Origin of the sequence: Dyella sp. KRB-257, from assembly GCF_049445995.1 — a bacterium.
In the GTDB taxonomy this organism is placed as follows: Bacteria; Pseudomonadota; Gammaproteobacteria; order Xanthomonadales; family Rhodanobacteraceae; genus Dyella_A.
Genome location: NZ_JBMSDZ010000002.1, coordinates 233615 through 259117 on the forward strand (window position 1 = coordinate 233615; position 25503 = coordinate 259117).

The window sequence follows — 25503 nt, forward strand, 5'->3', positions numbered from 1 at the left end:
CCGGGATGACGGAGAGGGAAAGTGGAGGTCGCCAAGGAAGGTGCGAGCGAGCACCGAGCTCTCAGCTCGTCATCCCGGCGAAAGCCGGCATCCAGCGTCTTCAATCCACACGCACCAAGTCAGCCAAATCAAGCCACGGCCCGATCGACCAATGCCCCCGTGCCTGTCCCGACGGCGAAGGCAGCACGAACACCCGCGTGGTGCCGATGCGCTCCGGCTGCACCCCGTAGCCTGAAATCGCCCGCCCCAACGCCGCCTTGGCGCCGTGCTTGCTGGTGAAGGCCAGCCAGCGCGGGGCGGAGCGTTCGATCTTCGCCACCAGCGCCGGCACGTCGAACGCATCGCGCGGCAGCTCGCTGTCGTTGCCGCTGTGGAACTTGGCCAGGTCGGTGAAGCCGATACCCAGCGTAGGCAGCTGCGCGAACTCGTGCGGCGCATACAGCCGCGGCGTTAGTGCCACCTCGGCCAGCGCGCGCCAGAACAGGTTGCCCGGATGCGCGTAATACGCGCCCTCCCGCGCCGAGCGCGTGCCGGCCGCGGTGCCGCAGAACACCAGCGCCAGGCCACCCTGCAGCATGTCCGGGAGGACGTGACTGTCAGAGCGCGGCGTCATCGAGCAGGAAGTCGGTGAACTGGAAGCGCCCGTCGCGCAGCACCGACTCGCCCTTGCGCAGATGCAGCGGCGTGCGGAACAGCGGCCCGCCGAAACTCAGTGTGTGGAACTCGCCGCGCTCGCCGCACGGGTCCACCCCGACCGGCAGGGCATCGAGCAGGGCGCCGTCGAACGCGCGGCCGCAGAACGACGCATCGAGCTGCTGCGTGTCCACGCAGCACAGCACGGCGCGATGGCCTTCGGCCACGAAGCGGCGCGACAGCGCGGCGGTGTCCTCGCCCCAGATCGGAAACACCGCCCGCCACTCGGCCTTGCCCAGCTGGCGCACGCGGTAATCGCGCACGTCCTGCAGGAACAGGTCGCCGAACGCGCAGTGCCGCACGCCCGGCCAGCGCATGCGCGCCTCGGCCAGCGCATTGGCGTGGGCCTGCTCGTAGGCGTCGTTGGAGCCGGGCCAGTCCATTTCGGCCACCACCAGCGGCAGGCCGAGCGAGGCCGCCTGCGCCTCGAGGATGTCGTGGCGCACGCCGTGCATGGCGATGCGGCCGTAGGTGCGGTTGACCGTGGTGAGCAGGGCGACCACCTGCCAGTGCGGATCGGCGCGCAGCCGCTGCAAGGCCATCAGGCAGTCCTTGCCGCCACTCCAGGCGAGCAGGATCGGTGTCGGAGTCATCCGCTCACTTTACGCGATCACCGTGCCCACACGGCGTGGACACGCGCGCTGCCACGCTGGGGGCATGACGGATTTCCTGCCCGACCTGTGGACCCGCTCGGCCGCCTTCCGGCTCGGCGCGAGCGCCGCCGTGGCCCTGTTGCTGGCGATCGCGCTGCATCGGGCGATCCGCGCGCTGCTGTGGCGGCTGAGCGCCGGGCATCCGATGGCCCGCGACATGCTGCGCTACGCCCGCGCGCCGATGGGCTGGCTGGTGCCGCTGGTGGCGCTCGCCGTGGTGTTGCATGCGCGCCCCGAGTCGGCGCTGCTGGCCCCGGTATCGCTGCTCTCGCACGTGCTGGTGGTGGCGCTGATCGGCGTGGCGAGCTGGCTGGGCGTGCGTTGCGTGCAGGCGGCCGAGGCGTTCTTCGCCCGTCGGTTCCCGTTGGACATGGCTGACAACCTGCGCGCCCGCCGCGTGCTGACCCAGGTGCGCGTACTCGGCCGCACCGCCAGCGTGCTGATCGTGCTGCTTGGCCTGGCCGCCGCGCTGATGACGCTGCCGCAGGTGCGCCAGATCGGCGCCAGCCTGCTCGCCTCCGCCGGGCTGGCCGGGCTGGCGCTGGGACTGGCCGCCAAGCCGGTGCTGAGCAACCTGATCGCCGGTGTGCAGATCGCGCTGACCCAGCCGATCCGGCTGGACGACGTGGTGATCATCGAGGAGGAGTGGGGCCGGATCGAGGAGATCACCGGCACCTACGTGGTGGTGCACATCTGGGACGAGCGGCGGCTGGTGGTGCCGCTGAACTGGTTCATCGAGCACCCGTTCCAGAACTGGACGCGCGCCAGCGCGCAGATCGTCGGCACCGTGTTCCTGTGGCTGGACTACGGCGTACCGATGGCCGCACTGCGCGAGGAGCTGACGCGGCTGTGCCGCGAGGCGCCCGAGTGGGACGGCCGGGTGTGCCTGCTGCAGGTGACCGATGCCAGCGAGCGCGCCATGCAACTGCGCGCGCTGGTCAGCTCGGCCGATTCTGGCCGCAACTGGGACCTGCGCTGCCGCGTGCGCGAGGGCCTGCTGGCCTTCGTGCAGGCCAATTTCCCGCAGGCCCTGCCGCGCTGGCGCGGCGAGTGTTTAGGGCCGGCCGGGACCCCGGCCGACGCGGCCCACCGGCCGGTGCGCCACCCGCCGCCGCCGCAGCGTAGCCCGCACCCGGAAGACGGCGCCGCGGGACCGTCGCCTGCGCCCGACGACGCAGGCTGAACGACGGCGGTGGCCGCGGTCACAAGCGGCCAAAGTCAAGGGCGCGCGCGCATCGACAGTGCGCCAAGCCAGCCGCTATAAAGGTCGTTCCGGGCAGGGGTAATGCGTTGAGCGAAGAGATCCTGATCAATGTGACACCGCGCGAGACCCGCGTCGGCATCGTCGAGAACGGCATGCTGCAGGAGGTGCACGTAGAACGCGCCTCCCGGCGCGGCTACGTGGGCAACATCTACAAGGGCCGGGTGCAGCGGGTGATGCCCGGCATGCAGGCGGTGTTCGTGGACATTGGGCTGGACCGCGCGGCGTTCCTGCACGCCTCGGACATCATTCGCCCGGCGATCCCCGGTGTGGAGGGCGAGACGAACGGCAACGGCAACGGCCACGCGCCCTCGATCAGCGAGCTGGTGCACGAGGGCCAGGAGATCGTGGTGCAGGTGGTGAAGGATCCGATCAGCACCAAGGGCGCGCGACTCTCCACCCACCTGTCGATACCCTCGCGCTACCTGGTGCTGCTGCCGCACGCGCGCACGCTGGGCATCTCCGCGCGCATCGAGGACGAGGCCGAGCGCCAGCGCCTGAAGGACATACTCAACCCGCTGATCGGCGAGGACGTGCCCGGCACGCCGCACCCGGGCTTCATTGTGCGCACCAATGCCGAGGGACAATCGGCCGAGGCACTGGCCTTCGACGTCGCCTACCTCGGCAAGGTGTGGCGCGTGGTGCAGGAGAACATCGCCCGGGCCAGGATGGGTGAACGCGTCTACGAGGAGTTGTCGCTGCCGCTGCGCAGCCTGCGCGATGCGCTCAACGAGACCATCGAGAAGGTGCGCGTGGATTCGCGCGAGACCTTCGAGAAGGTGGTCAAGTTCGTGCACAAGTTCATGCCCAGCCTGGACGACCGCATCGAGCACTACGACGGCGAGCGGCCGATCTTCGACCTCTACGGCGTGGAGGACGAGATCCAGCGCGCGCTGAAGAAGGAGGTGCCGCTCAAATCCGGCGGCTACCTGATCGTCGACCAGACCGAGGCGATGACCACCATCGACGTCAACACCGGCGGCTACCTCGGCACGCGCAACCTGGAAGAGACCGTCTACCGCACCAACCTGGAAGCGGCGCAGGCGGCCGCGCGCCAGCTGCGCCTGCGCAACCTGGGCGGCATTATCATCATCGACTTCATCGACATGACCGACGAGGAGCACAGGCGTCAGGTCATCCGCATGCTGGAGAAGGGCCTGGCCCGCGACCACGCCAAGACCACGGTGTATCCGATGTCGGCGCTGGGCCTGGTAGAGATGACCCGCAAGCGCACCACCGAGAGCCTGGAGCGCCAGCTGTGCGAGCCGTGCCCCGCCTGCGCGGGACGCGGCACGCTGAAGACCGCCGAGACGGTGACCTACGAGATCTTCCGCGAGATCACCCGCGCGGTGCGCCAGTTCAACGCCGCCAAGCTGCTGGTGATGGCCAGTCCGGCGGTGGTCAACCGCATCCTCGAAGAGGAGTCCGCCGCGGTGGCCGAACTGGAGGAGTTCATCTCCAAGAGCATACGCTTCCAGGCCGAAGAGCATTATTCGCAGGAACAGTTCGATGTGGTTCTGCTGTAACCCGCCCGGCGGCGCGGGCGACGTCCGGTGAGGCGCTCCTGGGCATGGCATGCACACGCGCTGGCGCGTGCGCTCGGCTGGACGGTCGGCGTGTGCCTGATCACCCTGGCGGTGATCGCCGCGCTGGCCCAGCTGCTGCTGCCGGAACTGGCGCAACACCCACAGTGGGTGGCCGCACAGCTGAGCCAGCGGCTGCAGCGACCGGTGAGCTTCGAGTCGATGCAGGGGCGCTGGACGCCGGCCGGTCCCCGCTTCGACCTGCGCGGGGTGACCATCGGCGTGGCGGACGCCGGGCAGGCGCCGCTGCACATCCCGCAGGCGGACCTCGCGCTGGACTTCGGCGGCTGGCTGCTGCCGGCGCGGCACCTGCTCAACGTGCACGCGCGCGGCCTGCAGCTTGACCTGAGTCGCGGCACCGATGGGCGCTGGACGATCCGCGGCATCGGCACGGCCGGCGGCGAGTCGTCTGCGCCGGTGTCGTTGAGCAAGCTGTCGCTGGACCTGTGGCTGGACGACCTGCACATCGACCTCGCCGACCAGCGCAGCGGCCGCCACTATAACGTGCTGGCCGAACAGCTGCGCATGAGCCTGGATGCCGGCCGCGTGCGGCTTGGTGCGCGGCTGAGCCGCCCGGGTGCCGACGGCACGATCCGCGCCGCGGGCGATTTCCGCGACGACGGCAGCCGCGGGCGCATGTGGCTGGCCGGCGACAAGCTCGACGTGAAGGCCATGCTGGGCGATGCGGTGTTGGCCGGCTATACGGCCGAACGCGGCCACGGCCGGCTGGCGGCATGGCTGGACTGGCGCGCCGGCAAGGCGGTGCGGGGCCTGCTGCAGATCGACCTCACCAACGTCTCGCTGCTGGGTCCGGGTGGCAATCGGGCCGAGGTGGCGGCGATCCATGGCATCACCGAGATCCGCCAGACCGCCGACGGCTACCGGTTGGCCTGGGCCGGCGCCGACGGCAGTGCACTGGTGGCCGTGCTGCACCGACCTTCCACCGACGCGTTGCGGTTCGGTGTGGCCGCCCGCCACCTTCAACTGGCGCCGCTGGCGCCGTGGCTGGCGCTCAAGCCGGACCTGTCACCGGCGCTCGCGCAGTGGCTGGGTGCGGGCCAGCCACACGGCGAGATCGCCCGCGCCGACCTGCAGTGGCAGCGCGGCTCCGGCCTGTTGCGGCTGCAGGCGCAGCTCAAGGGCGTGGGCATTGATCCGGTCGGCCGTCTGCCGGGCATTGACCGGCTCGACGGCACGCTGCGCGGCGACGCGCAGGCGGTCACCCTGGAAATGCCCGCGCAGGCCACCGTGCTGCGGTTTCCGCACGCGTTCGCGCAGCCGTTCGCGCTGTCGCAGTTCGGCGGCACGGTGGCCGCGTGGCAGGACGGGGACGGCACCCACCTGGGCGCGGACGCACTGGATTTCACCGGTGCCGGTTTCGCCGGCCAGGCGCGCGGCGAGGTGCTGCTGCCGGCCGGCGGCGGTGCGCCGTTTCTGGACCTCTACGCCCACGTCGACCAAGCCGACATCGCGGCCGCGAAGTTGTTCTGGCCGCTGACGATGTCACCCAAGGCGGTGGCGTGGCTGAACCGCGCCCTGGTCGCCGGCCATATCGACGGCGGCGACGCGCTGGTGCGCGGCAGCCTGGCCGACTGGCCGTTCCGCCACGACGAGGGGCGCTTCGAGGCGCAGGCGCGCATCAGCGACCTCACGCTGGATTACGGCGAAAACTGGCCGCGTGCCGAGCATCTCGCCGTGGTGGCCAATTTCATCGACAACGGCATGCTGGTGCAGGCCACCGGCGGCGAGGCGCTGGACGTGAAACTCGACCACGCAGTGGCACTGATTCCCGAGTTCGGCGACGCCCTGCTCGACCTCAACGCCAGCGGCAGCGGCAGCGGCGGCAGCCTGATGGACTTCGTCAGCGACAGCCCGATCGCCGCGCGCGAGGCCGCCACGCTGGCCAAGCTCAAGCTCGGCGGCAAGGGCGATTTCGATTTCCACCTGCAACTGCCGCTCAAGCCCGGCGCGAAGCTGCAGCTCAACGGCACCGCGCAGCTCACCGATGCCGACCTTAGCGCGCCGGCGTGGAAGCTCAGGCTGGACAAGCTCAACGGCCCGCTGCAGTTCGACGCGCACGGGCTCACCGCCGGTCCGCTCGAGACGGTTTTTCGCGGCCAGCCGTCCAGCCTGCAGATGCGCCTGGCCGGCGCCACCGGCGATCCCAACGTGATGTTGTCGGCCAGCCTCGACGGGCGCTACAGCCTGGCCGAACTGGCGCAGGACCAGCCGGCGCTCGCCTGGCTGGGCGACGCCTCGGCGGGGCGCAGCAGCATGCGCATCGGCTTCGACATCACCCGTGATGCGCCCGATGCGCCGTGGCAGCAGACGCTCAGCGTCGACTCCACCCTGCAGGGCATCGCGCTCAAGCTGCCCGCGCCACTGGACAAGCCGGCGTCCAGCGCCGAGCAACTGCACGTGAGCCTGCCGCTGCCTACCGCGGCGGCGGATCTGCGCGTCTCGCTGGGCGACATCCTGCGTGCGCGCTTGCGCCTGCCCGGCGCCGCTGGCGAACCGCTCGGCGGCACGCTGGTGCTGGGCGACCGGATGCCCGACGCCGTGCCCGCGCAGGGCCTGCGCGTGCGCGGCCACGGCGATCGCCTGGACGTCAGCGGCTGGATCCAGCACGTGGTCGCCGGCAGCAGCGGTGCTGGCGCACCCACGCTGGAGAGCATCGACCTGAGCGCCGATCACGCCACGCTGTTCGGCAGCGATTTCCCCGGCCTGCGGCTGCAGGTACAGCCGCAGGCCGGCGAGCTTTCCATCGATGCCGACGGCGCCACGCTGGCCGGCCATTTCCAGGTGCCCACCGTCGACCTGGACAAGCGTGGCATCACCGCGCAGCTCAAGCGCCTGTACTGGCCCAAGACCGAGTCGACCAGAGGCACCAGCGCGGACACCGGCCCCAGCCCCGAGCAGGCCGCGCGCACCGGCGTGCGGCCATCCGGCCTGCCGCCGCTGCACCTGCTGGTGGACGACCTGCGCCTGGGCGACGCCCGCCTCGGCCAGGCGCGGCTGGAGAGCTGGCCCACCGCCAACGGCATGCACATCGATCAGCTGCGCGCGCTGTCCGGCAGCGTGCAGATCACCGCGGCCGGCGACTGGAACGGCACGCCGGAAGACAGCCGCACCCATCTCAACATCGACTTTGCCGCCAAGGACATTGGCAAGATGCTCGGCGCGCTCGGCTTCGACGGCTTGTTCGACGATGGCAAGACCCGCGCCCACCTCGACGGCAGCTGGCCGGGCGGACCCTCGGCGATCACCCTGGCCAACCTCAACGGCAAGCTCGACGTGCACGTGACCGACGGGCGCATTCCCGAGGCGACCTCGCCGGGCGTGGGCCGCCTGCTCGGCCTGGTCTCGCTGGCCGAGCTGCCGCGCCGGCTCACGCTGGATTTCGGCGACGTGTTCGGCAAGGGGCTGGCGTTCGACACCATCGACGGCAGCTTCGAGTTCGCCGACGGCAACGCCACCACCCGCAACCTCAAGATCAGCGGCCCATCCGCGGAGATCACCGTCAGCGGACGCACCGGCATGCGTGCCCGCGATTACGACCAGCAGCTGTACGTGGTGCCGCACGTGGGCAACAGCCTGCCGGTGGTGGGTGCGGTGGTCGGCGGCCCGGTCGGCGCGGCGGCCGGGCTGGCGGTGCAGGGTCTGCTCGGCAAGGGACTCAACAAGGCCGCCAGCGCGCGTTACGCGATCACTGGCAGCTGGGACAAGCCGATCATCACGCTGGTGGAGAAAAAGGGCGTGCCGAGGCCGGCTCCAGCTCCAGCCGCCAGCGCACCGGCGCCTGCTGCCCCGGCCTCCGCCGGCAGCAGCGGCGCGCCAGCCCGCTGAATCGCCCGCGACGTCGCCACGCTTGCGTTGAAAGCCCACGCTCAGGCCTTATCTCGTCTGTTTCCCCCCGACGATGTGCCCATGCCCTCTCTTCTCGACCAAGTCCAGCAGCGCCTGCTCATGCCCGGCGGCCTCGCCACCGGCGATCTGGATCGCGTGTTCACCCAGCTGATGGCGCCGTCGATCGACGCCGCGGACCTGTATTTCCAGCACTCGCGCAGCGAGTCGTGGACGCTGGAGGAGGGCATCGTCAAGGACGGCAGCCACTCTATCGAGCAGGGCGTGGGCGTGCGCGCGATCAGCGGCGAGAAGACCGGCTTCGCCTATTCCGACGAGATCGTGCTGCCGCAGCTGCTGGAAGCCTCCCGGGCCGCGCGCGCCATCGCGCAGGACGGCCGCGGCGCCGGCAAGCCGCTGGCGCTGGGCAACGCGCGCGCGCTGTATCCGGCGATCGACCCGGTCGAGAGCCTGCCCAATCCGGACAAGATCGCGCTGCTGCGCGAAGTGGACGCCTACGCGCGCTCGCGCGACCCGCGCATCACCCAGGTGATCGTCAGCCTCGCCGCCACACTGGACACCATCCTCATCGCCGCCTCCGACGGCACGCTGGCCGCCGATGTGCGCCCGCTGGTACGCATCAACGTGCAGGTGATCGCCGAGGCCAACGGCCGCCGCGAGCAGGGCTATGCCGGCGGCGGCGGCCGCTACAGCTACGGCGAGCTGATCGCCAACGGCCGCGCGCTCGGCTTTGCCGACGAGGCGGTGCGCCAGGCGTTGGTGAACCTGGAGTCGATCGACGCCCCGGCCGGCCAGATGACCGTGGTGCTCGGCCCGGGCTGGCCCGGCGTGCTGCTGCACGAGGCGATCGGCCACGGCCTGGAGGGCGACTTCAACCGCAAGGGCAGCTCCGCCTTCGCCGGCCGCATCGGCCAGCGCGTCGCGGCCAGGGGCGTCACCGTGGTCGACGACGGCACGCTGCCGGGCCGCCGCGGCTCGCTCAGCATCGACGACGAGGGCACGTCGACCGAATGCACCACGCTGATCGAGGACGGCATCCTGGTCGGCTACATGCAGGACAAGCTCAACGCCCGCCTGATGGGCATGCAGCCCACCGGCAACGGCCGCCGCGAATCGTTCACCCAGCTGCCGATGCCGCGCATGACCAACACCTACATGCGCGGCGGCAGCATGGACCCGGCCGAGATCATCCGCTCGGTGAAGAAGGGCCTGTACGCGCCCAACTTCGGCGGCGGCCAGGTGGACATCACCAACGGCAAGTTCACCTTCTCCGCCAGCGAGGCCTACCTGATCGAGGACGGCAGGATCACCGCGCCGGTGAAGGGCGCCACCCTGATCGGTTCCGGCCCCGAGGTGCTGCACCGCGTCTCGATGATCGGCAACGACATGGCGCTGGACGAGGGCGTGGGCGTGTGCGGCAAGGATGGCCAGAGCGTGCCGGTGGGCGTGGGCCAGCCGACCCTGCGCATCGATGCGATGACGGTGGGCGGCACGGCGTCCTGATCGCCGCGTGACGGCAGGCAGGCGCACGCGGTCATGGCACCGGCAAAGTCGCACGGCCGGGTCCTTCGACTGCCAAGCTCCCCAAGGCCGTGGCCATCCCTGGTCACTTCCCGCGTGCGCTTCGCCCGGGACGAACGGGCCGGATGGTTCATGGGGCCGATCCACAGGCGATGCGGATAAGGGCCGCTTGCGCCGCGTACTGCCGCGCAGAAGCGACTGCGCCATCCGCAGCACTCAGCCACAGCAGGCGCCGCCGTCGTGCTGGATCGGCGGACAGGGCACGCCGCCGCCGAGAGCAGGCTGCCCGCAAAACCGGCCTTGTCGGCCCAACGATGGAGCTGGGGCATCGCATGTTTCCTCGTTTGCAGTGCATCACGGGCGCTGGCGGCGCCGACTGGGATGCCGCGCATGCCTGTGCCTCATCGGCGAGCGTGGCGCAGGGTGGGTCGGGAGACTACGGTAAGTCCGTAGTCAGGCACGGAGTCAGGATGGAGCAGGCCCCGGCTGGCCTGCTGCAGGCGTGCGATCGCCATGCTGGCGACCTGCATTGCCCGCCGATCGAAGCTCTGCACGCGGACGCGCAGGTGCCCTGAATCACCGTGGCGGCCTCGCTCCGGATGCAGGTGCCACCCGCCGTGCTCCCTCTCCCCGCCGGGGAAAGGGAGTCAGTTTGCGGCGATGTGCATGGATGCAAGCACTGCCTGCCGTGCTCCCTCTCCCCCCGAGGGAAAGGGAGTCGGTGTGCGGCGTCGAGGATGGGGCCGTGCCGCCCCGGAAGCCCGCGCCGCTCAGGCTTGTGTGTTATCCGCTGCGTCGGTGGAGGCCTCGTGCGCAGCCTCGGATTCCAGCTCCTTCAGCAGCTGGAAGATCTCGCGATAGGCGCGCGGCGGCTTGTTCGGCGTGGCCTTCTCGGCGCGCGCCTGGCGGATCAGCGAGCGCAGGTGCTGGCGGTCGAGGTCGCTCTGGCGGGCGATGAGCTCGGCCAGCGCGTCGTCGGAGGTTTCTTCGGCGATGAGGCGCTCGCGCAGCGCCTCCATGCGATGCATGGCGGCGGTCTCCTGGCGCAGCTTGTCGCGGTTCACGCCGAGCGCGGCACGGGCGGCGGCGAAGGCCTCGTCGTCGTAGCGACGCATCACCTTGGCGAGGAAGCCGAGCTGGCGCTTGCGCGCGATGTGCGCGGTGATCCGGCGCACGTTGGCGATCTCGTTGCGCACGTCGTCGGGCAGCTCGATCCGGGCGAGCCTGGCCGGCTGCATTTCCACCAGCTGGGTGGCGAAGGCGAGCACGGCCAGCGCGTCGCGACGCTGCCGGGTGCGGCTGGGACCGTATTCGGTGTCGTCCAGCTCGTGCTGGTTACGGCTGCGGCTGGGGCTCACGAGGGGGTTCCGGTGGATGGATGGGCAAGGGTGTCGTCGCTGTCGGCCTGCTCCAGCGCAAAGCGCGGGATCGGCTCGCCCTCCAGCTCCACCGTTTCGCAGAACATGGCCGCCGGGCGCACCCACAGGCCGTGCTCGCCGTACAGCGCCTGGTACACCACCAGCGGTTCCATGGTCTCGCTGTGGTGCGCGGTGCCCAGCACGCGGTAGCGCTGACCCTTGTAGTGGCGATAGATGCCGGCGGCAGGTTGCATGGGACTCTCCGCAGCGGCCAGACTGGCGCGCTCTTTTCAACCGGTCCGTGCGACCCCATCTGTGGGGGTTCGGACGGCGAGGGTCGTCCATTCTACCCGCCCCCTTGCAGGAATCCCACGTGAGCGAGATCGCCCTCCAGCCCGACCGCAGCGCCGAAGAACTGGACCGCCTGGCCAGCCTGGCCGAGGACGTGATCCACCGCGCCCGCGCCGCCGGCGCCAGCCAGGCCGAGGTGGCCGCCAGCATCGACACCGGGCTCAACGTGAACGTGCGCCTGGGCGAGGTGGAGACGGTGGAGCACACGCGCGACCGCGGCTTCGGCCTCACCGTGTACTTCGGCCAGCGCAAGGGCTCGGCCAGCACGGCGGACCTGAGCCCCGATTCGATCCAGGCCACCCTCGACCAGGCCTGCGCGATCGCCCGCTACACCGAGGAAGACCCGGCCGCCGGCCTCGCCGACGCGGCGCTGATGGCTACCGACTTTCCCGATCTGGACCTGTGGCATCCGTGGGCGATCGACACCGCCGGCGCCATCGCGCTGGGCCAGCGCATCGAGGACACCGGCCGCGCGCATGCGGGCATCGACAACTCCGACGGCGCCGGCGTGCAGATGGGCGAGAGCCTGTCGGTGTACGCCAACTCGCACGGCTTCGTCGGCCGCGAGCGCGGCACGCGGCATTCGATCTCGCTGTCGCTGATCGCCGGCGACGAGGCCGGCATGCAGCGCGACTACTGGTACGACAGCGTGCGCGACGCGGCGAAGTTCATGGACGCAAAGGCGCTGGGCGACAAGGCCGCCGAGCGCACGCTGGCGCGGCTGGGCGCGCGCAGCCTGTCGACGCGGCAGTGCCCGGTGCTGTTCGCGCCGGAGCTGGCGCGCGGGCTGATCGGCCATCTGGTGGGCGCGGTGAGCGGCGGCGCGCTGTATCGCCGCGCCAGCTTCCTGCTCGACCACGTGGGCCAGCCGGTGATGCCGGCGTGGATGCAGATCGTCGAGCGGCCGCACCTGCGCGGCGGCCAGGCGTCCGGTGCGTTCGACGCCGAGGGCGTGGCGACCCGCGACAGCGCACTGGTGGAAGGCGGCGTGCTGGCGCGCTATGTGCTCGGCAGCTATTCCGCGCGCAAGCTCGGCCTGGTCACCACGGCCAACGCGGGCGGCATCCACAACCTCATCGTCGACGCCGGCAGCGTCGACGGCGAGCGCAGCGACTTCGTCGGCATGCTCGCGCGCCTGGGCACCGGCCTGCTGGTCACCGAGGGGATGGGGCAGGGCGTGAGCACCACCACCGGCGACTACTCGCGCGGCGCGGCGGGCTTCTGGGTGGAGAACGGGCAGATCGCCTACCCGGTGGAGGGGATCACCATCGCCGCCAACCTGCGCGACATGTTCCGCGGAATCCGGGCGGTGGGCACCGACGTGGACTCACGCTCGCACATCCTCACCGGATCGATCCTGCTCGATCGCATGACGGTGGCCGGCGAATAGGCCATCCGCCCCCTGCGCAAGAGCCTGCGCCCGCGGTAGCATCTGCGGCAAATCGCCACGCCGTGGCGGTCTGCCACCACTGCCGAGGGTTTGGCCATGAGTGTTTCTCCCGATGACGTCGTTCCCCCGCCGCCGCCGCACGGCGAAGCACCGAGCGCCGGTACACCGACCGCCGAAGAGCGCTAGTGGGCGATGTTCGCCCACCTGTCCGCGCTGCTTGGGCTGATTACCGCTGGCTGGGCCTGCTTTCTGGGGCCGCTGGTGATCTGGCTGGTGAAGAAGGACACCATGCCTTTCGTCGCCGATCAAGCGAAGGAGGCCCTGAACTTCAACATCACCGTGATGATCGCCGGTGCGATCTGCTGGATCCTGGTGTTCGTGCTGATCGGCTTGGTGCTGCTGTGGGCGCTGGCCATCGTGTGGATCGTGCTCATCGTCATGGCGGCGATCAAGGCGAATGAGGGCGTGACCTACCGCTACCCGTTCGCGCTGCGTCTGATCAAGTGACCCCCGCTGCAAGGCAGCGGCGTGAGAGAACCTGCCAGAATCCACGGTGCGGTGTGTGGGGACACCAGCGAACGGGGTCCGCACACCGGTCAGGGGCCAGCGCCACCGGGACTGGCCGACATATCGGAAAAGGGGAGACAGAGATGGGATTTTTCGACTGGTACGTGTCGTGCATCAAGGATCACTACGTCGATTTCGAAGGCCGCGCAAGACGCCAGGAGTACTGGATGTTTACCCTGGTGAACATCCTTGCCGCCATCGTGGTGGGCGTCATCGGGGTGATCATCCATCTGCGGATGCTGGGTTCGTTGTATTCGCTGGCGGTGCTGTTGCCGGGCATCGCCGTGACGGTGCGCCGACTGCATGACACCGATCGATCGGGCTGGTGGATCCTGATCAGCCTGATCCCGCTGATCGGCGCGATCTGGCTGCTGGTGCTGATGGTGCTCGAGGGTACCCAGGGCTCCAACCAGTACGGTCCGGATCCCAAGCAGGCAGGCTGAGCCGAAGGGCTTCGCAGCGGTGGAAAGGGCGGCGCAAGCCGCCCTTTTCAGTGCTGGCGACCGGCCGCGTAGCGCGCAAGTTCGATCAGCAGCTCGCTACGCGACTCCAGCATGGAGATGGCGGCGAGCGCCTCGTCGGTGAGCTGGACCAGCCGGGCGCGCGAGGCGTCCAGGCCCAGGATCGATGGGAAGGTGGGCTTGTCGGCGGCGGCGTCCTTGCCGGCGGTCTTGCCGATCACCGCCGATTCGCCCTCGACGTCGAGGATGTCGTCGCGCACCTGGAAGGCCAGGCCGACGGCGTGGGCGTAATGGTCCAGCGCATCCACAGTCGCGGTGTCCGCGCCGGCGGTCATCGCGCCGAGCTGCACCGAGGCGCGGATCAGCGCGCCGGTCTTGCAGGCGTGCATGTGCTCCAGCTCGTTCAGCGACAGGCTGCGGCCCACCGCGGCCAGATCCAGCGCCTGGCCGCCGGCCATGCCCTCGGCGCCGCAGGCGCGGCCGAGTGCGCGCTGCATCGCCATGCCGGTGGCCGGCTCCACCGGCGCCTGCGCCAGCAGTTCGAAGGCCAGCGCCTGCAGCGCGTCGCCGGCCAGGATCGCCATCGCCTCGCCGAATGCGATGTGGCAGGTGGGGCGGCCGCGGCGCAGGGCGTCGTCGTCCATCGCCGGCAGGTCGTCGTGCACCAGCGAGTAGGCGTGGATCAGTTCCACCGCGCAGGCGGGCATGTCGAGCGCGGCGTCGTTGCGGCCCAATGCGTGGCCGGTCGCGTAGACCAGCAGCGGGCGCAGCCGCTTGCCGCCGCCGAGCACCGCGTAGCGCATGGCGCGGTGCAGGTCGGTGGGCGGGACGTTGGCGGCGGGCAGGGCGGCAGCGAGGGCGCGGTCGGCACGGTCGATCAGCGCCTGCAGCGCGGAGCCAAGCTCAGAGTTCGGGTTCAAACGGTTCGGCGCTCTCGGGGGCGTCGGGATCGAGCAGCAGGCGCACGCGCAGGTCGGCCTTTTCCAGCGCCTGCTGGCAGTGGCGGTACAGGCCGATGCCGCGCTCGAAGGAGGCCAGCGAATCGTCCAGGCTCAGCTCGCCGCCCTCCATCTTCGCCACCAGCTGCTCGAGCTCGTCGAGCGAATGCTCGAAGTCGGCGGCTGGCGCGGTATCGACAGGGGCGGGAACGGTCTTGGCCATGGCCGGGAACGCTAACGCAGCGGGGGCGCTGAAGCAATGGAAAGCGGCTAGAGCGAGGAGTGAGGAGTGAGAGAGAGCAGCTGCCGCCGCGCGCATCGCTCGTGCTTTCTCTCACTCCTCACTCCTCACTCCTCGCCCCGGTTGCCAGCGCAGCCGCTCGCCCGGTGCGCCCAACAACGCCACGCCGCGATCGCTGAGCCAGCGGTCGGCGACGGCGATCAGGGTGTCGTCCTCGTAGAGCAACGGGCAGGCCGGGCGCAGCCACGGCGGCATGGCGCCGGTCTGGAACAGGTCGCGCAGTTCGCGGGTGTGGCGGTCGCCGGCCGGGCGCAGGCGTTCGCCGCCGCGGCGCAGGCGCACGGTGAGCGGGGCGGCCAGCGTGCCGTCGAGGGTGAGCGTGCCGCCGTCGGGCAGGGCCAGTGTGCCGCCGTGCCAGGTGGCCTGCCAGTCGAGCGGCAGCGAGGGCGCGGGCGTCGGCACGGCCCAGAGCCGGCCGCGCCAGACGTGCAGGGCGACGCCGGGCCAGCGGATGCACGGTACCCGGCCCTCGCGGGCGTCGAGCTGGCGCAGGATCTGCGCGCGCTGGGCACCGGTGGGCGCGCGCAGGCCGCGGCCGTGCAGCCAGTGGTCAAGCAATGGCTCGCGCAGGCCGGGGGCCAGCGCGCGCCAGACCGCGGCGTCGAGGCTGCCGCTGGCCGGATCGTGCAGGGCGTCGAACGCCGGTTGCCACTGCGCGCGCAGCGCGTCGGCAGCGTCGCGGCACAGCGCGGCGCTGCGGATGATCGAATCGGCCGCGTGCGGCCAGTGCGTGGCCAGCCGCGGCAGCACCTCGTGGCGCAGGGCGTGCCGGGCCAGGCGCGGGTCGGCGTTGGCCGGGTCGTCCAGGCAGGCCAGCGCGTGCGTGCGCACGTGGTCGAGCAGGGCGGCGCGCGGCAGCGCCAGCAGCGGTCGCCACAGCGTGCCGGCGCCGAGCGGCCGCTGCTCGCGCATGCCGCCCAGACCCTCCGGGCCGGCGCCGCGCAGCAGCTTCAGCAGCACGGTTTCGACCTGGTCGTCGCGATGGTGCGCGGTGAGCAGCCACTCGCCCGGGTGCAGCGCGGCGGCGAGGGCGTCGTAGCGCGCGCGGCGCGCCGAGCCCTCGATGCCGAGCCCGGCATCGAGGTCGACGCGCACCCGCAGCACCTCGCATGGCACGTCCCACTGCCGGCAGCACGCCTGCGCGTGCTCGGCCCAGCGGCCGCTGTCCGCATGCAGGCCGTGGTCCACGTGCAGTGCCCGCAGCGGCCGCTCGCGCGGGCGACCTGCCAGCGCGTGCAGCAGGGCGGTGGAGTCGGGGCCGCCGCTGAATGCCACGCACAGCGCGGGCGGCCGCGCGTCGGCCAGGTGCGCGGTCAGGTGGTCGTCGAGCGTGGCGTGCACGGGCGTGGGGCGCTGCGGTGTGAGGTTACTTGCGCCGCTTGTCGCGTACGTACAGCGTGCGGGTCGCGCCGTCGCCGCGCGGGTCGATCTCGAACAGCCCGATCGCGTCGACCAGCTCGCTGAGCTTGCGGTAGCCGTAGTTGCGCGGGTCGAACTCCGGCGCCTGCTTGGCCACGCTGGAACCGATCGCGCCCAGGTGCGCCCAGCCGCTGTCGTCGGAGACCGCATCGATGGCGTTGCGCAGCAGCCCGACCAGCCGTGCGTCGCCCTTGAGCTGGGCCTGCGACAGCCGCTTGGCCGGGGTCTCGTCCTCCGGCTTCTCCACCAGCAGCTCGGTGTAGATGAACTTGTCGCAGGCGGCGACGAAGGGCTCGGGCGTCTTCTTCTCGCCGAAGCCGTAGACGGTGAGCCCGGACTCGCGGATGCGCGCGGCCAGCCGGGTGAAGTCGCTGTCGCTGGAGACGATGCAGAAGCCGTCGAAGCGCCCGGTGTAGAGCAGGTCCATCGCGTCGATGATCATCGCCGAGTCGGTGGCGTTCTTGCCGCGGGTGTAGCCGAACTGCTGGATCGGCTGGATCGAGTAGGTGAGCAGGGTCTCCTTCCAGCCCTTCAGGTGCGAACCGGTCCAGTCGCCGTAGATGCGCTTGGCGTGGGCGGTGCCGTACTTGGCGATCTCGGCCAGCAGGCCCTCGACGATGGACGGCTGGGCGTTGTCGGCGTCGATCAGGACGGCGAGGCGGGCGGAACTGGGGGTGGCCATGGCGGTGGGTTCCTTGTGCGAGGCGGTCTGCATCATCGCAGAGCCGGCGGTCAGTACGGCACGCCGGCCTTGGTCAGCTCGGCGCGCAGGGCGTCCAGTCCGAGCCAGCCGCTCCAGCGTGCCACCTCGCGGCCGTGGCGGAACACGTAGTAGGTCGGCATGGCCCAGGACTCGAGCATCGACCACTCGCGGTCACGCCACGCAATGTGGATCGGCTGGCCGGGGAACGCGTGGTTCCACGCCGCGGCATCGTCCGGCGGCGTGGCGTCCGCGGCCAGCCACACGGCGTGCTGGTGGAACAGCGCGTCGAGCCGCGGATCGGCCGCGATGGCGCGGACGGCGTCTTCGGAAAAGTGGCAGGCCGCGACCACCACGATGCGCAGCGGCGCGTCGAGGTCGATGCTCTCGCGCGTCATGTGCCGGCCGTCGGCCGAGACGGTCAGCGCGGTCGGTTCAGTCGGAGCAGCCGGCGGATTCTCCAGTGCAGGCAGCACGCTCACCGCCATACCCGGATGGGCCTGCGCGAGTCGCTGCGCGGCGTCGAAATGGCGCGTGGTGACACGCGCACGATACAGCGGCAGGAAGTCCGCGTCGCCGACCATGCCACGCGATTGCATGACCTCCAGCACGCGGGCGAGGTCGTCGGCGGCGCGACCGTCGGGATCGGCCTCCAGCGCGACACGTGCCGCGCGGGCCAGCAGGCGCAGATCCGGGGCGCTGGCGCGTTCCAGCGCCGCAGGCGCGAGATCGCCGGCGAACAGCCGCGTGTAGTCGGCGGCAATGGCGGCGTGGCTGGCCGCGTCCGGACCGGGACGATCGGCCAGCACCAGCGTGTCGTAGCGCTGTTCGATGGCGCTCTCCGGACAGCGCGCGACCGCGCAACCGCGACGCGCCGCATCGGCGCGGCGTTCGGCCTGGCGTCGAGCGTAGGACGCCGGCGGCAGGCCCAGGCCATCGCCGTAGGCCTGGGCGCCAAACAGCGCCAGCACCGCCTCGGTCTGGGCGTGGGTCAGCGTCTGGTCGAGGTCATCGGTGGCGAAACCGCCGAGGCCGCGGTCGCCGAAGCGCAGGCTCGCCAGGAAGCGCTTGCGTGCGCCCGGCGAGAGCGCGCCCAGCGGCGAACGTTCGATCGGCGTGTCGCGCAGGTAACGGGCCAGCGCTTCGGGCGTGGTGATCGGCGGCGTGTCGGCAGCGCTGGCGATGGGCGCAAGCAGCGCCAGCGCTGCGGCAAAAGCGATGCGAAGCATGGCGGTCCTCATCGTGGGGCGAATTTTTCTCAGCCTCTCAGCCCTCGGCGTAGGCGCCGTAGCCGCGCAGGCGCTGGTAGCGCTGGGTCAGCAGGTCGCCGACGTCCATTGCCTGGAGCCGGTCCAGCTCGTTGAGCAGCACCGCCTTGAGGCGGATCGCCATCGAATGCGGATTGCGGTGCGCGCCGCCCAGCGGCTCGCGCACCACCTTGTCGATCAGGCCCAGTTCGAGCAGGCGCGGGGCGGTGACGCCCATCGCGTCGGCGGCGTCGCGCACCTTGTCCTGACTCTTCCACAGGATCGAGGCGCAGCCCTCGGGCGAGATCACCGAGTAGATCGAGTACTGCAGCATGATGGTGCGGTCGCCCACGCCGATCGCCAGCGCGCCGCCGGAGCCGCCCTCACCGATCACCGTGCAGATCACCGGCACCTTCAATTGGGCCATCTCCAGCAGGTTGCGGGCGATCGCCTCGCTCTGGCCGCGCTCCTCGGCGCCCACGCCGGGGTAGGCGCCGGGGGTGTCGATGAAGGTGAGCACGGGCAGGCCGAAGCGCTCGGCCAGCTTCATCAGGCGCAGCGCCTTGCGGTAACCCTCCGGGCGCGGCATGCCGAAGTTGCGGCGCACCTTGCCCTTGGTGTCGCGCGCCTTCTGGTGCCCGATGATCATCACCGGGCGGCCGTTGATGCGGCCCAGGCCGCCCACGATGGCGGCGTCGTCGGCGAACGCGCGGTCGCCGGCCAGCTCGTGGAATTCTTCGCAGATCGCGCCGATGTAGTCGAGCGTGTACGGGCGGCCGGGGTGGCGTGAGAGCTGGGTGATCTGCCAGGAATTGAGGTTGCGGAAGATCTCGGCGGTCTTGACCTTGAGCTTCTCGCGCAGGCGGCGTACCTCATCGTCGATATTGAACGCCTGGCCGTCGCTGGCGTGGCGAAGCTCGTCGATTTTCGCTTCCAGTTCGGCGATGGGTTGTTCGAAATCGAGGAAGTTCGGGTTCATTCGGTGAGGTTCAGGACAGTAAGCGGGTCAGTATAGCGGGGCGCGGAAAAACGCGAGAACGCCGCCGTATGTAGGAGCGCACCCTGTGCGCGAATGCTTCTGGCTTTGATGTCGATCAGGAGCAAAAGCATTCGCGCACAGGGTGCGCTCCTACTCCTGGCTTTTGACGATGCGCAGGCGTGCGGCTTCCACACCGGGCAGGGCGCGCACGGCGCGCAGTAGGTCGGGGATGGCTTCCACCCGCCAGGCGTCGCCCAGTTCCAGATCGGCCTGGGCGTCGCGGTTGTGGTAGCCGTGCAGCACCACGCTGGCGCGCCCGCCGCGGAAAGCGGCCAGGGCGCGCTGCAACTGGGCGGGAAAGTCCGGCGTGATGCCATTGAGCTTCAGCCGCAGCAGCCGGGCATGCCGGCGGCAGGCGTCGGCCAGGGTCATCGCGCTGCGTGCGCGCACTTGGAAACCGCCACCGGAGAAATCGTCGATGCGCAGGCCGCCCTCGACGATCAGGATTTCGTCACGCACCAGCAGCGGTGACACCTGCTGGAACAACTCGCCGAAGAAGCTCACCTCGATGCTGCCGGTGCCGTCTTCCAGCCGCACGAAGGCGTCGGAGTCGCCGCGCTTGCGCACGGCGGTGACCATGCCGGCGACGGTCCACGGCGTGTCCGGGCCGCGGCGGAAGCGGTTGGCCTCGCCGTCGTCGTTCTTGCGCGGCCGGGGCGGCTGGTAGCGGTCGAGGATCTCGCCGAGCGGGCAGGTGGAGAGCTGCGCCAGCTCGTCCTTCCACGGGTCGGTGGGATGGCCGGAGAGATAGTGGCCCAGCGTGTCGCGCTCGCCCTTGAGCCGGTCTTCCAGCGACCACTCCGGCGCGGTGGGCAGGTCGATCTGCACCACCGGCGTCACCGCGCCCATCGCCGCGCCGAACATGTCGTTCTGGCCGGACTGCCTGTCGCGCAGGTGCTGCTCGGCGGCCTTGATCGCATCGGGTAGCTGCAGCATCAGGCTGGCACGGGTGGGGGCGAGCGCGTCGAGTGCGCCGGAGTGGATCAGCGCCTCGAGCACGCGCCGGTTGAGCTTGGTGGGATCGACGCGGCGGCAGAAGTCGGCCAGGTCGGCGTACGGGCCGTGCCGGGTGCGCTCGGCGACGATCGCCTCGCACGCGCCCTGGCCCACGCCCTTGATCGCGCCCAGGCCGTACTGGATCGTCCGGGCGCCTTGGCGTCCGGACGCGGAGGGTGCGTCCGGCTCAGTTGCCACGAACATGAACTCCGAGGCGTTCACGTCCGGCGGCAGCACGGTGATGCCGATGGCGCGCGACTCGGTCAGGAAGGTCACCACTTTGTCGGTGTTGTCCATGTCCGAGGAGATCGTCGCGGCCATGAACTCGGCCGGGTAGTGCGCCTTCAGCCAGGCGGTCTGGTAGGACACCAGCGCGTAGGCGGCCGCGTGCGACTTGTTGAAGCCGTAGCCGGCGAACTTCTCCATCAGGTCGAAGATCTGGTCGGCCTTTTCGGCCGACAGCCCGTCCCTGGCGGCGCCCTCGCGGAACTTGGCGCGCTCCTTGGCCATCTCCTCGAGCTTCTTCTTGCCCATCGCGCGGCGCAGCAGGTCGGCGCCGCCGAGCGAGTAGCCGCCGACGATCTGCGCCATCTGCATCACCTGCTCCTGGTAGACCATGATGCCGTAGGTCTCTTTCAGGATCGGCTCGACGCGCGGGTCCGGATATTCCACGTCCTGACGACCGTGCTTGCGCGCCACGAAGTCGGGGATCAGGTCCATCGGGCCGGGGCGGTACAGCGCCACCAGCGCGATGATGTCCTCGAAGCGGTCGGGCCTGGCGTCTTTCAGCATGCGCTGCATGCCGGAGGATTCGAGCTGGAACACGGCGACGGTCTGCGCCTTCTTCAGCAGCTCGTACGGCGCCGGGTCGTCCAGCGGCAGCTTGGAAATATCCAACGGCTCCTCGCCGGCCGCGACACGGCGCGCGTTGATCGCCTTCACCGCCCAGTCGATGATGGTCAGCGTGCGCAGGCCGAGGAAGTCGAACTTCACCAGGCCGACGGCCTCGACGTCGTCCTTGTCGTACTGGGTGACCACGCCGCCGCCGCCCGGCTCCGAATACAGCGGGGCGAAATCGGTCAGTGGGGTCGGCGCGATCACCACGCCGCCGGCGTGCTTGCCGGCGTTGCGGGTGAGGTTTTCCAGCTTCAGCGCCAGGTCGATCAGCGGCCGCGCCTCGTCTTCGTCCTGCTCGTACAGCTCGCAGAATTCCCTGACGACGCGCTCGGGCTCCTTCTTCGATTTCTCGCTGCGGCCGAGCGCGTCGGACAGCGTGAGGTCGAGCGGGCGCGGCGGGATCAGCTTGGCGATCCGGTCGACCGCGTTGTAGCCCATGCCGAGCACGCGGCCGGAGTCGCGCAGCACCGCCTTGGCCGCCATCGAGCCGTAGGTGATGATCTGGCTGACGTGGTCGCGGCCGTACTTGCGCGACACGTAGTCGATCACCTCGTCGCGGCGATCCATGCAGAAGTCGATGTCGAAGTCGGGCATCGACACGCGTTCGGGGTTGAGGAAGCGCTCGAACAGCAGGTCGAACTGCAGCGGGTCGAGGTCGGTGATCTTCAGCACCCAGGCGACCAGCGAGCCGGCGCCCGAGCCGCGGCCGGGGCCGACCGGGATGCCGTTCTGCTTGGCCCAGTTGATGAAGTCGGCCACGATCAGGAAGTAGCCGGGGAAGCCCATCTCGATGATGACGTCGAGCTCGCGCTCCAGCCGCTCCTCGTAGTCGGCCGGCGTCTTGCCCGGCGCCAGCGGCGCGGCGGCCAGGCGCTCCTTCAGGCCCCGGCGCGACAGCTCGCGGATGTAGCTGGCCAGGTCGTGGCCGTCCGGCACCGGGAAGTCGGGCAGGTAGTAGGTGCCGAACTGCAGCTCGAGGTTGCAGCGCTTGGCCAGTTCGACGGTGTTTTCCAGCGCCTCGGGCAGGTCGGCGAACAGCGCCTGCATCTCCTCGGGCGACTTCAGGTACTGCTGGTCGGCGTAGTCGTGCGGGCGCTTGGGATCGGCCAGCACGCGGCCCTGGTTGATGCACACGCGCGCCTCGTGCGCCTCGAAATCCTCCTGCTTGAGGAAGCGCACGTCGTTGCTGGCGATCACCGGCAGGTTGAGCTCGGTGGCCAGTGCCAGCGCGGCGGTGTTCCAGGTTTCCTCGCCGTCGCGGCCGCAGCGGGTGAGCTCCAGGTAGAGCCGGTCCGGGAACAGGCGCAGCAGCGGGCGCAGGCGCGCCGCGGCCGCCTCGATGCCCCGGTTCACCGCGACGCGGCCGATCTCGCTGTCGCGACCGAGCAGGGCGATCAGGCCGTCGGTGGCGTCCGGCGTGAGCCACAGCGCGTCGACCATCGCCTTGCCGCCGTGCTGGCCGTCGCGCCAGGCGCGCGACACCATCCGCGAGAGGTTCAGGTAGCCGGACCGGTTCTGGCATAGCACGGTGAGTCGCCACGGGCGCGGGTCGTCAGGCGCGCTGACCCACAGGTCGCAGCCGCCGATCGGCTTGATCCCGGCCGCGTTGCACGCCTTGTAGAACTTCACCAGCGCGAACATGTTGCTGTCGTCGGTCAGCGCCACCGCCGGCATGCCGGCGCGCACGCAGCCGTCGACCAGCGCCTTGATGCGGATGGTCGAGTCGACCAGCGAATATTCGCTGTGCAGGTGCAGGTGAACGTAGCGGGCGGACATGGTGCACGCGCGAGTTGGTCGCCCAGCCTAGCCGCGGCCCTGCGGGGCGGCAAGAATTGACATCGTGGGCCGACCGGCCGTGCCAACGGGCCGGGCCAGGACGCTGCGGGCTGCGTGGCCCGTGGCCGGCGCGTGGTCGCGGCCGCTCAGTGGATGGCGAAGCGCTCGCTGTTCTCGATGCAGTCCAGGTGATCGGGCGGGCCGATGTCGAGGTCGCGGCCATCGTAGTCGCGGTGCTGGTGCAGCGCCGGCGTGGTCGCGTTGGCGGTGCCACGGGTTTCGGTGGAGAGCACGACGGCCGGCATGTCCGGCGTGATGCGTGGACGGGGCAGGTGCGGTTTCATGGCGCGACTCCAGGCGGGGTCTCCGCGGCAGGGTGGTACTTCCCGGTCCTGACGTGCGCTTCGGACCGGACGGCATCCGTGCGTGCGGCGGCGGTCGGCGGGCCATGCCTGCCGCCGCGGTTTCCCGGGTGTCATGGATGCGACGGGCATCGAAAAGCTGGCGCGGGGCATCCCGGACACGCCAGACGGGGAAGGTCGGGCGACAGCACGATTTTATGCCGGCCTCGCGGTGCCGGAACGTGCCTCCGGACGGGTATTCATGATCTCCCGATGGTCCGGCCGATGCATGGCCCCATGCGCCATCGGAGGGCTCAGAACAGCGCCATCTGCTCCAGCGCACGCGTCACCGGGGCGAAGCTGCGCCGGTGTTGCCGGCACGGCCCCAGCCGCTGCAGCGCATCGAGATGCGCGGGCGTCGGGTAGCCCTTGTGCACGGCGAAACCGTAGCCGGGATGTGCCGCGTCCAGCGCCACCATCAGCCGGTCGCGGCTGACCTTGGCCAGGATCGAGGCCGCGCTGATCGCCGGTTCCAGCGCGTCGCCGCCGACGATGGCGCGACCGGCGCAGGGAAGATCGCGCGGCAGTTGGTTGCCGTCGACCAGCGCCTCGTGTGCGGCCGGCGACAGGCCGGCCACGGCGTGGCTCATGCCGGCCATGGTGGCCTGGAAGATGTTGAGCCGATCGATCTCGTCGGCCTCGACCACGACCACGCAGTGCGCCAGCGCGCGCTCGATGACCTGGGAGTACAGCGCCTCGCGCTTTTTCTCGCTGAGTTTTTTCGAGTCGTCGAGGCCGGCGATGGGCCGGCCCGGATCGAGGATCACCGCCGCCACCACCACCGGCCCGGCCAGCGGACCACGGCCGGCTTCGTCGACCCCGGCGACCAAAAAACCGGTTGCAAGGCCTTCGTGCCAAGCATCACTGCGCACGATGACGCTCCATCAATTCCGCCACGGCATCGGCCGCCGCGTCGCCCGCATGGCCGTCCAGATCGACCCGCAGCGCGCGGTGCAACTGCTCGAAGGTAGTCACGATCCGCCCGCGTCGCTCGCTGTCGTTGAACAGCGCCAGCGTGTCGTCGGCCAGATGGGCGGCGGTGCAGTCGTCCTGCATGCGTTCGGAGACGGGCAGCGGATGGTCCAGCCCGCTGGCACGCGCCAGCACGTTGGGCAGCGAATAGATGTCGGTGGTGAGCATGCGCAGGATCCGGGCGATGCGGTAGCTGATCGGTGACACGCGGTAGCCGACTACCATCGGCCGCTTGGCCAGCATGGCTTCCAGTGTGGCGGTGCCGGAGGCGAGCAGCACCACGTCGGCGGCCAGCATCGCCTCGTGCGCGTGGCCGTCGACCAGCAGGGGCGGTACCGGCCACTGGCGGCCGCTGCGACCCAGCAACGCCTCGATGCGAGCGTGCACGCGCGCATTCGCCGCCGGAACCACCACGCGCAGCCCCGGGATGGCCGCCGCCACCCGCGCCGCCGCGTCGAGGAAGATCGCTCCCAGCCGCTCGATCTCCGAGCCGCGACTGCCCGGCAGCACCGCCAGCACCGGCACGTCGTGCGGCAGGCCGAGCGCGTCGCGCGCGCCGGTGCGATCGCCGACCATCGGGAAGCGGTCGGCCAGCGGGTGGCCGACGAAGCGCGCGTCGACGCCGTGGCGGGCGTAGATCGGCGGCTCCATCGGGAACAGGCACAGCACGCGGTCGGCGCTGCGGCCGATCTTTTCCGCACGCTTCTCGCGCCAGGCCCACACCGACGGGCTGACGTAGTGCACGGTGCGGATGCCCGCCTCGCGCAGGCGGCGTTCCAGGCCGAGGTTGAAGTCCGGCGCGTCGATGCCGATCACCACGTCCGGCCGCGCGGCGATCAGGCGCGCGGTCAGTTGCCTGCGCAGCCGGAGCAGGCGGGGCAGGTGGCGCAGCACCTCGGCCAGTCCGAACAGCGACAGCTCGGCCATGTCGTACCAGCTCTCAAGCCCCTGCGCCTGCATGCGCCTGCCGCCGATGCCGACGAAGCGGGCTTGCGGGCAGCGCTGGCGCAGGGAGGCCAGCAGGTCGCCGCCGAGCTGGTCGCCGGATTCCTCGCCGGCGATGACGGCGATGGTCTTGCCTGGCATGGTTTGATTCATCGGGCGGTCTCCGGACA

21 protein-coding genes are annotated in these 25503 nt (G+C 70.6%); 7 read left to right on the forward strand and 14 right to left on the reverse strand.

Annotation, left to right across the window (positions count from 1 at the left end; all coding sequences use genetic code 11):
- Positions 1-100 precede the first annotated feature (100 nt).
- Both ACO2Q2_RS02620 and ACO2Q2_RS02625 read right to left on the reverse strand, forming a co-directional pair.
- On the reverse strand, positions 101-613 hold the full coding sequence (locus tag ACO2Q2_RS02620; RefSeq protein WP_423254203.1) for a mismatch-specific DNA-glycosylase: 513 nt from the start codon (positions 611-613) through the stop codon (positions 101-103).
- Positions 597-1286, reverse strand: coding sequence for an ATP-binding protein (locus tag ACO2Q2_RS02625; RefSeq protein WP_423254204.1), 690 nt, complete (start codon positions 1284-1286; stop codon positions 597-599). Before ACO2Q2_RS02625 ends, ACO2Q2_RS02620 begins: the two co-directional genes overlap by 17 nt.
- 64 nt (positions 1287-1350) lie before the next feature.
- Here ACO2Q2_RS02625 and ACO2Q2_RS02630 point away from each other — a divergent pair, with 64 nt between their 5' ends.
- The 4 genes from ACO2Q2_RS02630 (at position 1351) to tldD (ending at position 9557) form a co-directional block, all read left to right on the forward strand.
- A complete protein-coding gene (locus ACO2Q2_RS02630) occupies positions 1351-2529 on the forward strand; it encodes a mechanosensitive ion channel family protein (protein WP_423254205.1) in 1179 nt (392 codons plus the stop codon).
- Between the two features lie 107 nt (positions 2530-2636).
- Positions 2637-4133, forward strand: coding sequence for a ribonuclease G (gene rng, locus ACO2Q2_RS02635; protein ID WP_423254206.1), 1497 nt, complete (start codon positions 2637-2639; stop codon positions 4131-4133).
- A gap of 27 nt (positions 4134-4160) precedes the next feature.
- A complete protein-coding gene (locus tag ACO2Q2_RS02640; protein ID WP_423254207.1) occupies positions 4161-8036 on the forward strand; it encodes a YhdP family protein in 3876 nt (1291 codons plus the stop codon).
- 81 nt (positions 8037-8117) lie between these two features.
- Entirely contained in the window at positions 8118-9557 is a 1440-nt protein-coding gene (tldD, locus tag ACO2Q2_RS02645) for a metalloprotease TldD (protein ID WP_423254208.1), read from the forward strand.
- Positions 9558-10345: 788 nt separating this feature from the next.
- Here tldD and yjgA read toward each other — a convergent pair.
- A complete protein-coding gene (gene yjgA / locus ACO2Q2_RS02650; protein ID WP_423254209.1) occupies positions 10346-10933 on the reverse strand; it encodes a ribosome biogenesis factor YjgA in 588 nt (195 codons plus the stop codon).
- On the reverse strand, positions 10930-11187 hold the full coding sequence (locus ACO2Q2_RS02655; RefSeq protein WP_404630850.1) for a DUF1653 domain-containing protein: 258 nt from the start codon (positions 11185-11187) through the stop codon (positions 10930-10932). Before ACO2Q2_RS02655 ends, yjgA begins: the two co-directional genes overlap by 4 nt.
- A gap of 119 nt (positions 11188-11306) precedes the next feature.
- On the opposite strand from ACO2Q2_RS02655, the gene pmbA reads away from it, so the two are divergent.
- From pmbA to ACO2Q2_RS02670, 3 genes are all read left to right on the forward strand, one after another.
- The gene (pmbA, locus tag ACO2Q2_RS02660; RefSeq protein WP_423254210.1) at positions 11307-12674 is read left to right on the forward strand and encodes a metalloprotease PmbA; all 1368 of its coding nucleotides are present in this window, start codon (positions 11307-11309) and stop codon (positions 12672-12674) included.
- Between the two features lie 192 nt (positions 12675-12866).
- On the forward strand, positions 12867-13181 hold the full coding sequence (locus ACO2Q2_RS02665; RefSeq protein ID WP_423254211.1) for a DUF4870 domain-containing protein: 315 nt from the start codon (positions 12867-12869) through the stop codon (positions 13179-13181).
- 143 nt (positions 13182-13324) lie between these two features.
- A complete protein-coding gene (locus tag ACO2Q2_RS02670; protein WP_423254212.1) occupies positions 13325-13684 on the forward strand; it encodes a DUF805 domain-containing protein in 360 nt (119 codons plus the stop codon).
- Between the two features lie 47 nt (positions 13685-13731).
- On the opposite strand, the gene ACO2Q2_RS02675 is transcribed toward ACO2Q2_RS02670, so the two are convergent.
- The 10 genes from ACO2Q2_RS02675 to lpxB form a co-directional block, all read right to left on the reverse strand.
- Positions 13732-14622 (reverse strand): polyprenyl synthetase family protein, encoded by an 891-nt coding sequence (locus tag ACO2Q2_RS02675; RefSeq protein WP_423254213.1) that lies wholly within the window; start codon positions 14620-14622, stop codon positions 13732-13734.
- Positions 14606-14863 carry an exodeoxyribonuclease VII small subunit gene (locus tag ACO2Q2_RS02680; RefSeq protein WP_423254214.1) on the reverse strand — a complete coding sequence of 86 codons (258 nt, stop codon included), beginning with the start codon at positions 14861-14863 and terminating at the stop codon, positions 14606-14608. Before ACO2Q2_RS02680 ends, ACO2Q2_RS02675 begins: the two co-directional genes overlap by 17 nt.
- A gap of 111 nt (positions 14864-14974) precedes the next feature.
- The gene (tilS, locus tag ACO2Q2_RS02685; protein WP_423254215.1) at positions 14975-16282 is read right to left on the reverse strand and encodes a tRNA lysidine(34) synthetase TilS; all 1308 of its coding nucleotides are present in this window, start codon (positions 16280-16282) and stop codon (positions 14975-14977) included.
- 25 nt (positions 16283-16307) lie between these two features.
- Complete coding sequence (locus ACO2Q2_RS02690; RefSeq protein ID WP_423254216.1) at positions 16308-17042, reverse strand: NYN domain-containing protein; 735 nt, start codon at positions 17040-17042, stop codon at positions 16308-16310.
- A 50-nt stretch (positions 17043-17092) separates the two neighbouring features.
- Complete coding sequence (locus ACO2Q2_RS02695) at positions 17093-18289, reverse strand: TlpA family protein disulfide reductase (protein ID WP_423254217.1); 1197 nt, start codon at positions 18287-18289, stop codon at positions 17093-17095.
- A gap of 37 nt (positions 18290-18326) precedes the next feature.
- A complete protein-coding gene (locus ACO2Q2_RS02700; RefSeq protein ID WP_423254218.1) occupies positions 18327-19286 on the reverse strand; it encodes an acetyl-CoA carboxylase carboxyltransferase subunit alpha in 960 nt (319 codons plus the stop codon).
- 150 nt (positions 19287-19436) lie between these two features.
- On the reverse strand, positions 19437-23015 hold the full coding sequence (gene dnaE, locus ACO2Q2_RS02705; RefSeq protein ID WP_423254219.1) for a DNA polymerase III subunit alpha: 3579 nt from the start codon (positions 23013-23015) through the stop codon (positions 19437-19439).
- A 146-nt stretch (positions 23016-23161) separates the two neighbouring features.
- Entirely contained in the window at positions 23162-23359 is a 198-nt protein-coding gene (locus tag ACO2Q2_RS02710) for a hypothetical protein (protein WP_423254220.1), read from the reverse strand.
- Positions 23360-23670: 311 nt separating this feature from the next.
- Positions 23671-24288 (reverse strand): ribonuclease HII, encoded by a 618-nt coding sequence (gene rnhB / locus ACO2Q2_RS02715; protein ID WP_423254221.1) that lies wholly within the window; start codon positions 24286-24288, stop codon positions 23671-23673.
- Entirely contained in the window at positions 24278-25486 is a 1209-nt protein-coding gene (gene lpxB / locus ACO2Q2_RS02720; protein WP_423254222.1) for a lipid-A-disaccharide synthase, read from the reverse strand. Before lpxB ends, rnhB begins: the two co-directional genes overlap by 11 nt.
- Positions 25487-25503: the final 17 nt, after the last annotated feature.

What these genes read in the sequence shown, in the direction of transcription:
- ACO2Q2_RS02620 (WP_423254203.1), bottom strand. Translation starts at nt 613, where the DNA reads ATGACGCCGCGCTCTGACAGTCACGTCCTCCCGGACATGCTGCAGGGT.
- tldD (WP_423254208.1), top strand. Translation starts at nt 8,118, where the DNA reads ATGCCCTCTCTTCTCGACCAAGTCCAGCAGCGCCTGCTCATGCCCGGC.
- lpxB (WP_423254222.1), bottom strand. Translation starts at nt 25,486, where the DNA reads ATGAATCAAACCATGCCAGGCAAGACCATCGCCGTCATCGCCGGCGAG.
- ACO2Q2_RS02695 (WP_423254217.1), bottom strand. Translation starts at nt 18,289, where the DNA reads ATGCTTCGCATCGCTTTTGCCGCAGCGCTGGCGCTGCTTGCGCCCATC.
- ACO2Q2_RS02710 (WP_423254220.1), bottom strand. Translation starts at nt 23,359, where the DNA reads ATGAAACCGCACCTGCCCCGTCCACGCATCACGCCGGACATGCCGGCC.
- ACO2Q2_RS02665 (WP_423254211.1), top strand. Translation starts at nt 12,867, where the DNA reads ATGTTCGCCCACCTGTCCGCGCTGCTTGGGCTGATTACCGCTGGCTGG.
- dnaE (WP_423254219.1), bottom strand. Translation starts at nt 23,015, where the DNA reads ATGTCCGCCCGCTACGTTCACCTGCACCTGCACAGCGAATATTCGCTG.
- ACO2Q2_RS02700 (WP_423254218.1), bottom strand. Translation starts at nt 19,286, where the DNA reads ATGAACCCGAACTTCCTCGATTTCGAACAACCCATCGCCGAACTGGAA.
- ACO2Q2_RS02655 (WP_404630850.1), bottom strand. Translation starts at nt 11,187, where the DNA reads ATGCAACCTGCCGCCGGCATCTATCGCCACTACAAGGGTCAGCGCTAC.
- ACO2Q2_RS02690 (WP_423254216.1), bottom strand. Translation starts at nt 17,042, where the DNA reads ATGGCCACCCCCAGTTCCGCCCGCCTCGCCGTCCTGATCGACGCCGAC.
- ACO2Q2_RS02625 (WP_423254204.1), bottom strand. Translation starts at nt 1,286, where the DNA reads ATGACTCCGACACCGATCCTGCTCGCCTGGAGTGGCGGCAAGGACTGC.
- ACO2Q2_RS02630 (WP_423254205.1), top strand. Translation starts at nt 1,351, where the DNA reads ATGACGGATTTCCTGCCCGACCTGTGGACCCGCTCGGCCGCCTTCCGG.
- ACO2Q2_RS02670 (WP_423254212.1), top strand. Translation starts at nt 13,325, where the DNA reads ATGGGATTTTTCGACTGGTACGTGTCGTGCATCAAGGATCACTACGTC.
- ACO2Q2_RS02680 (WP_423254214.1), bottom strand. Translation starts at nt 14,863, where the DNA reads ATGGCCAAGACCGTTCCCGCCCCTGTCGATACCGCGCCAGCCGCCGAC.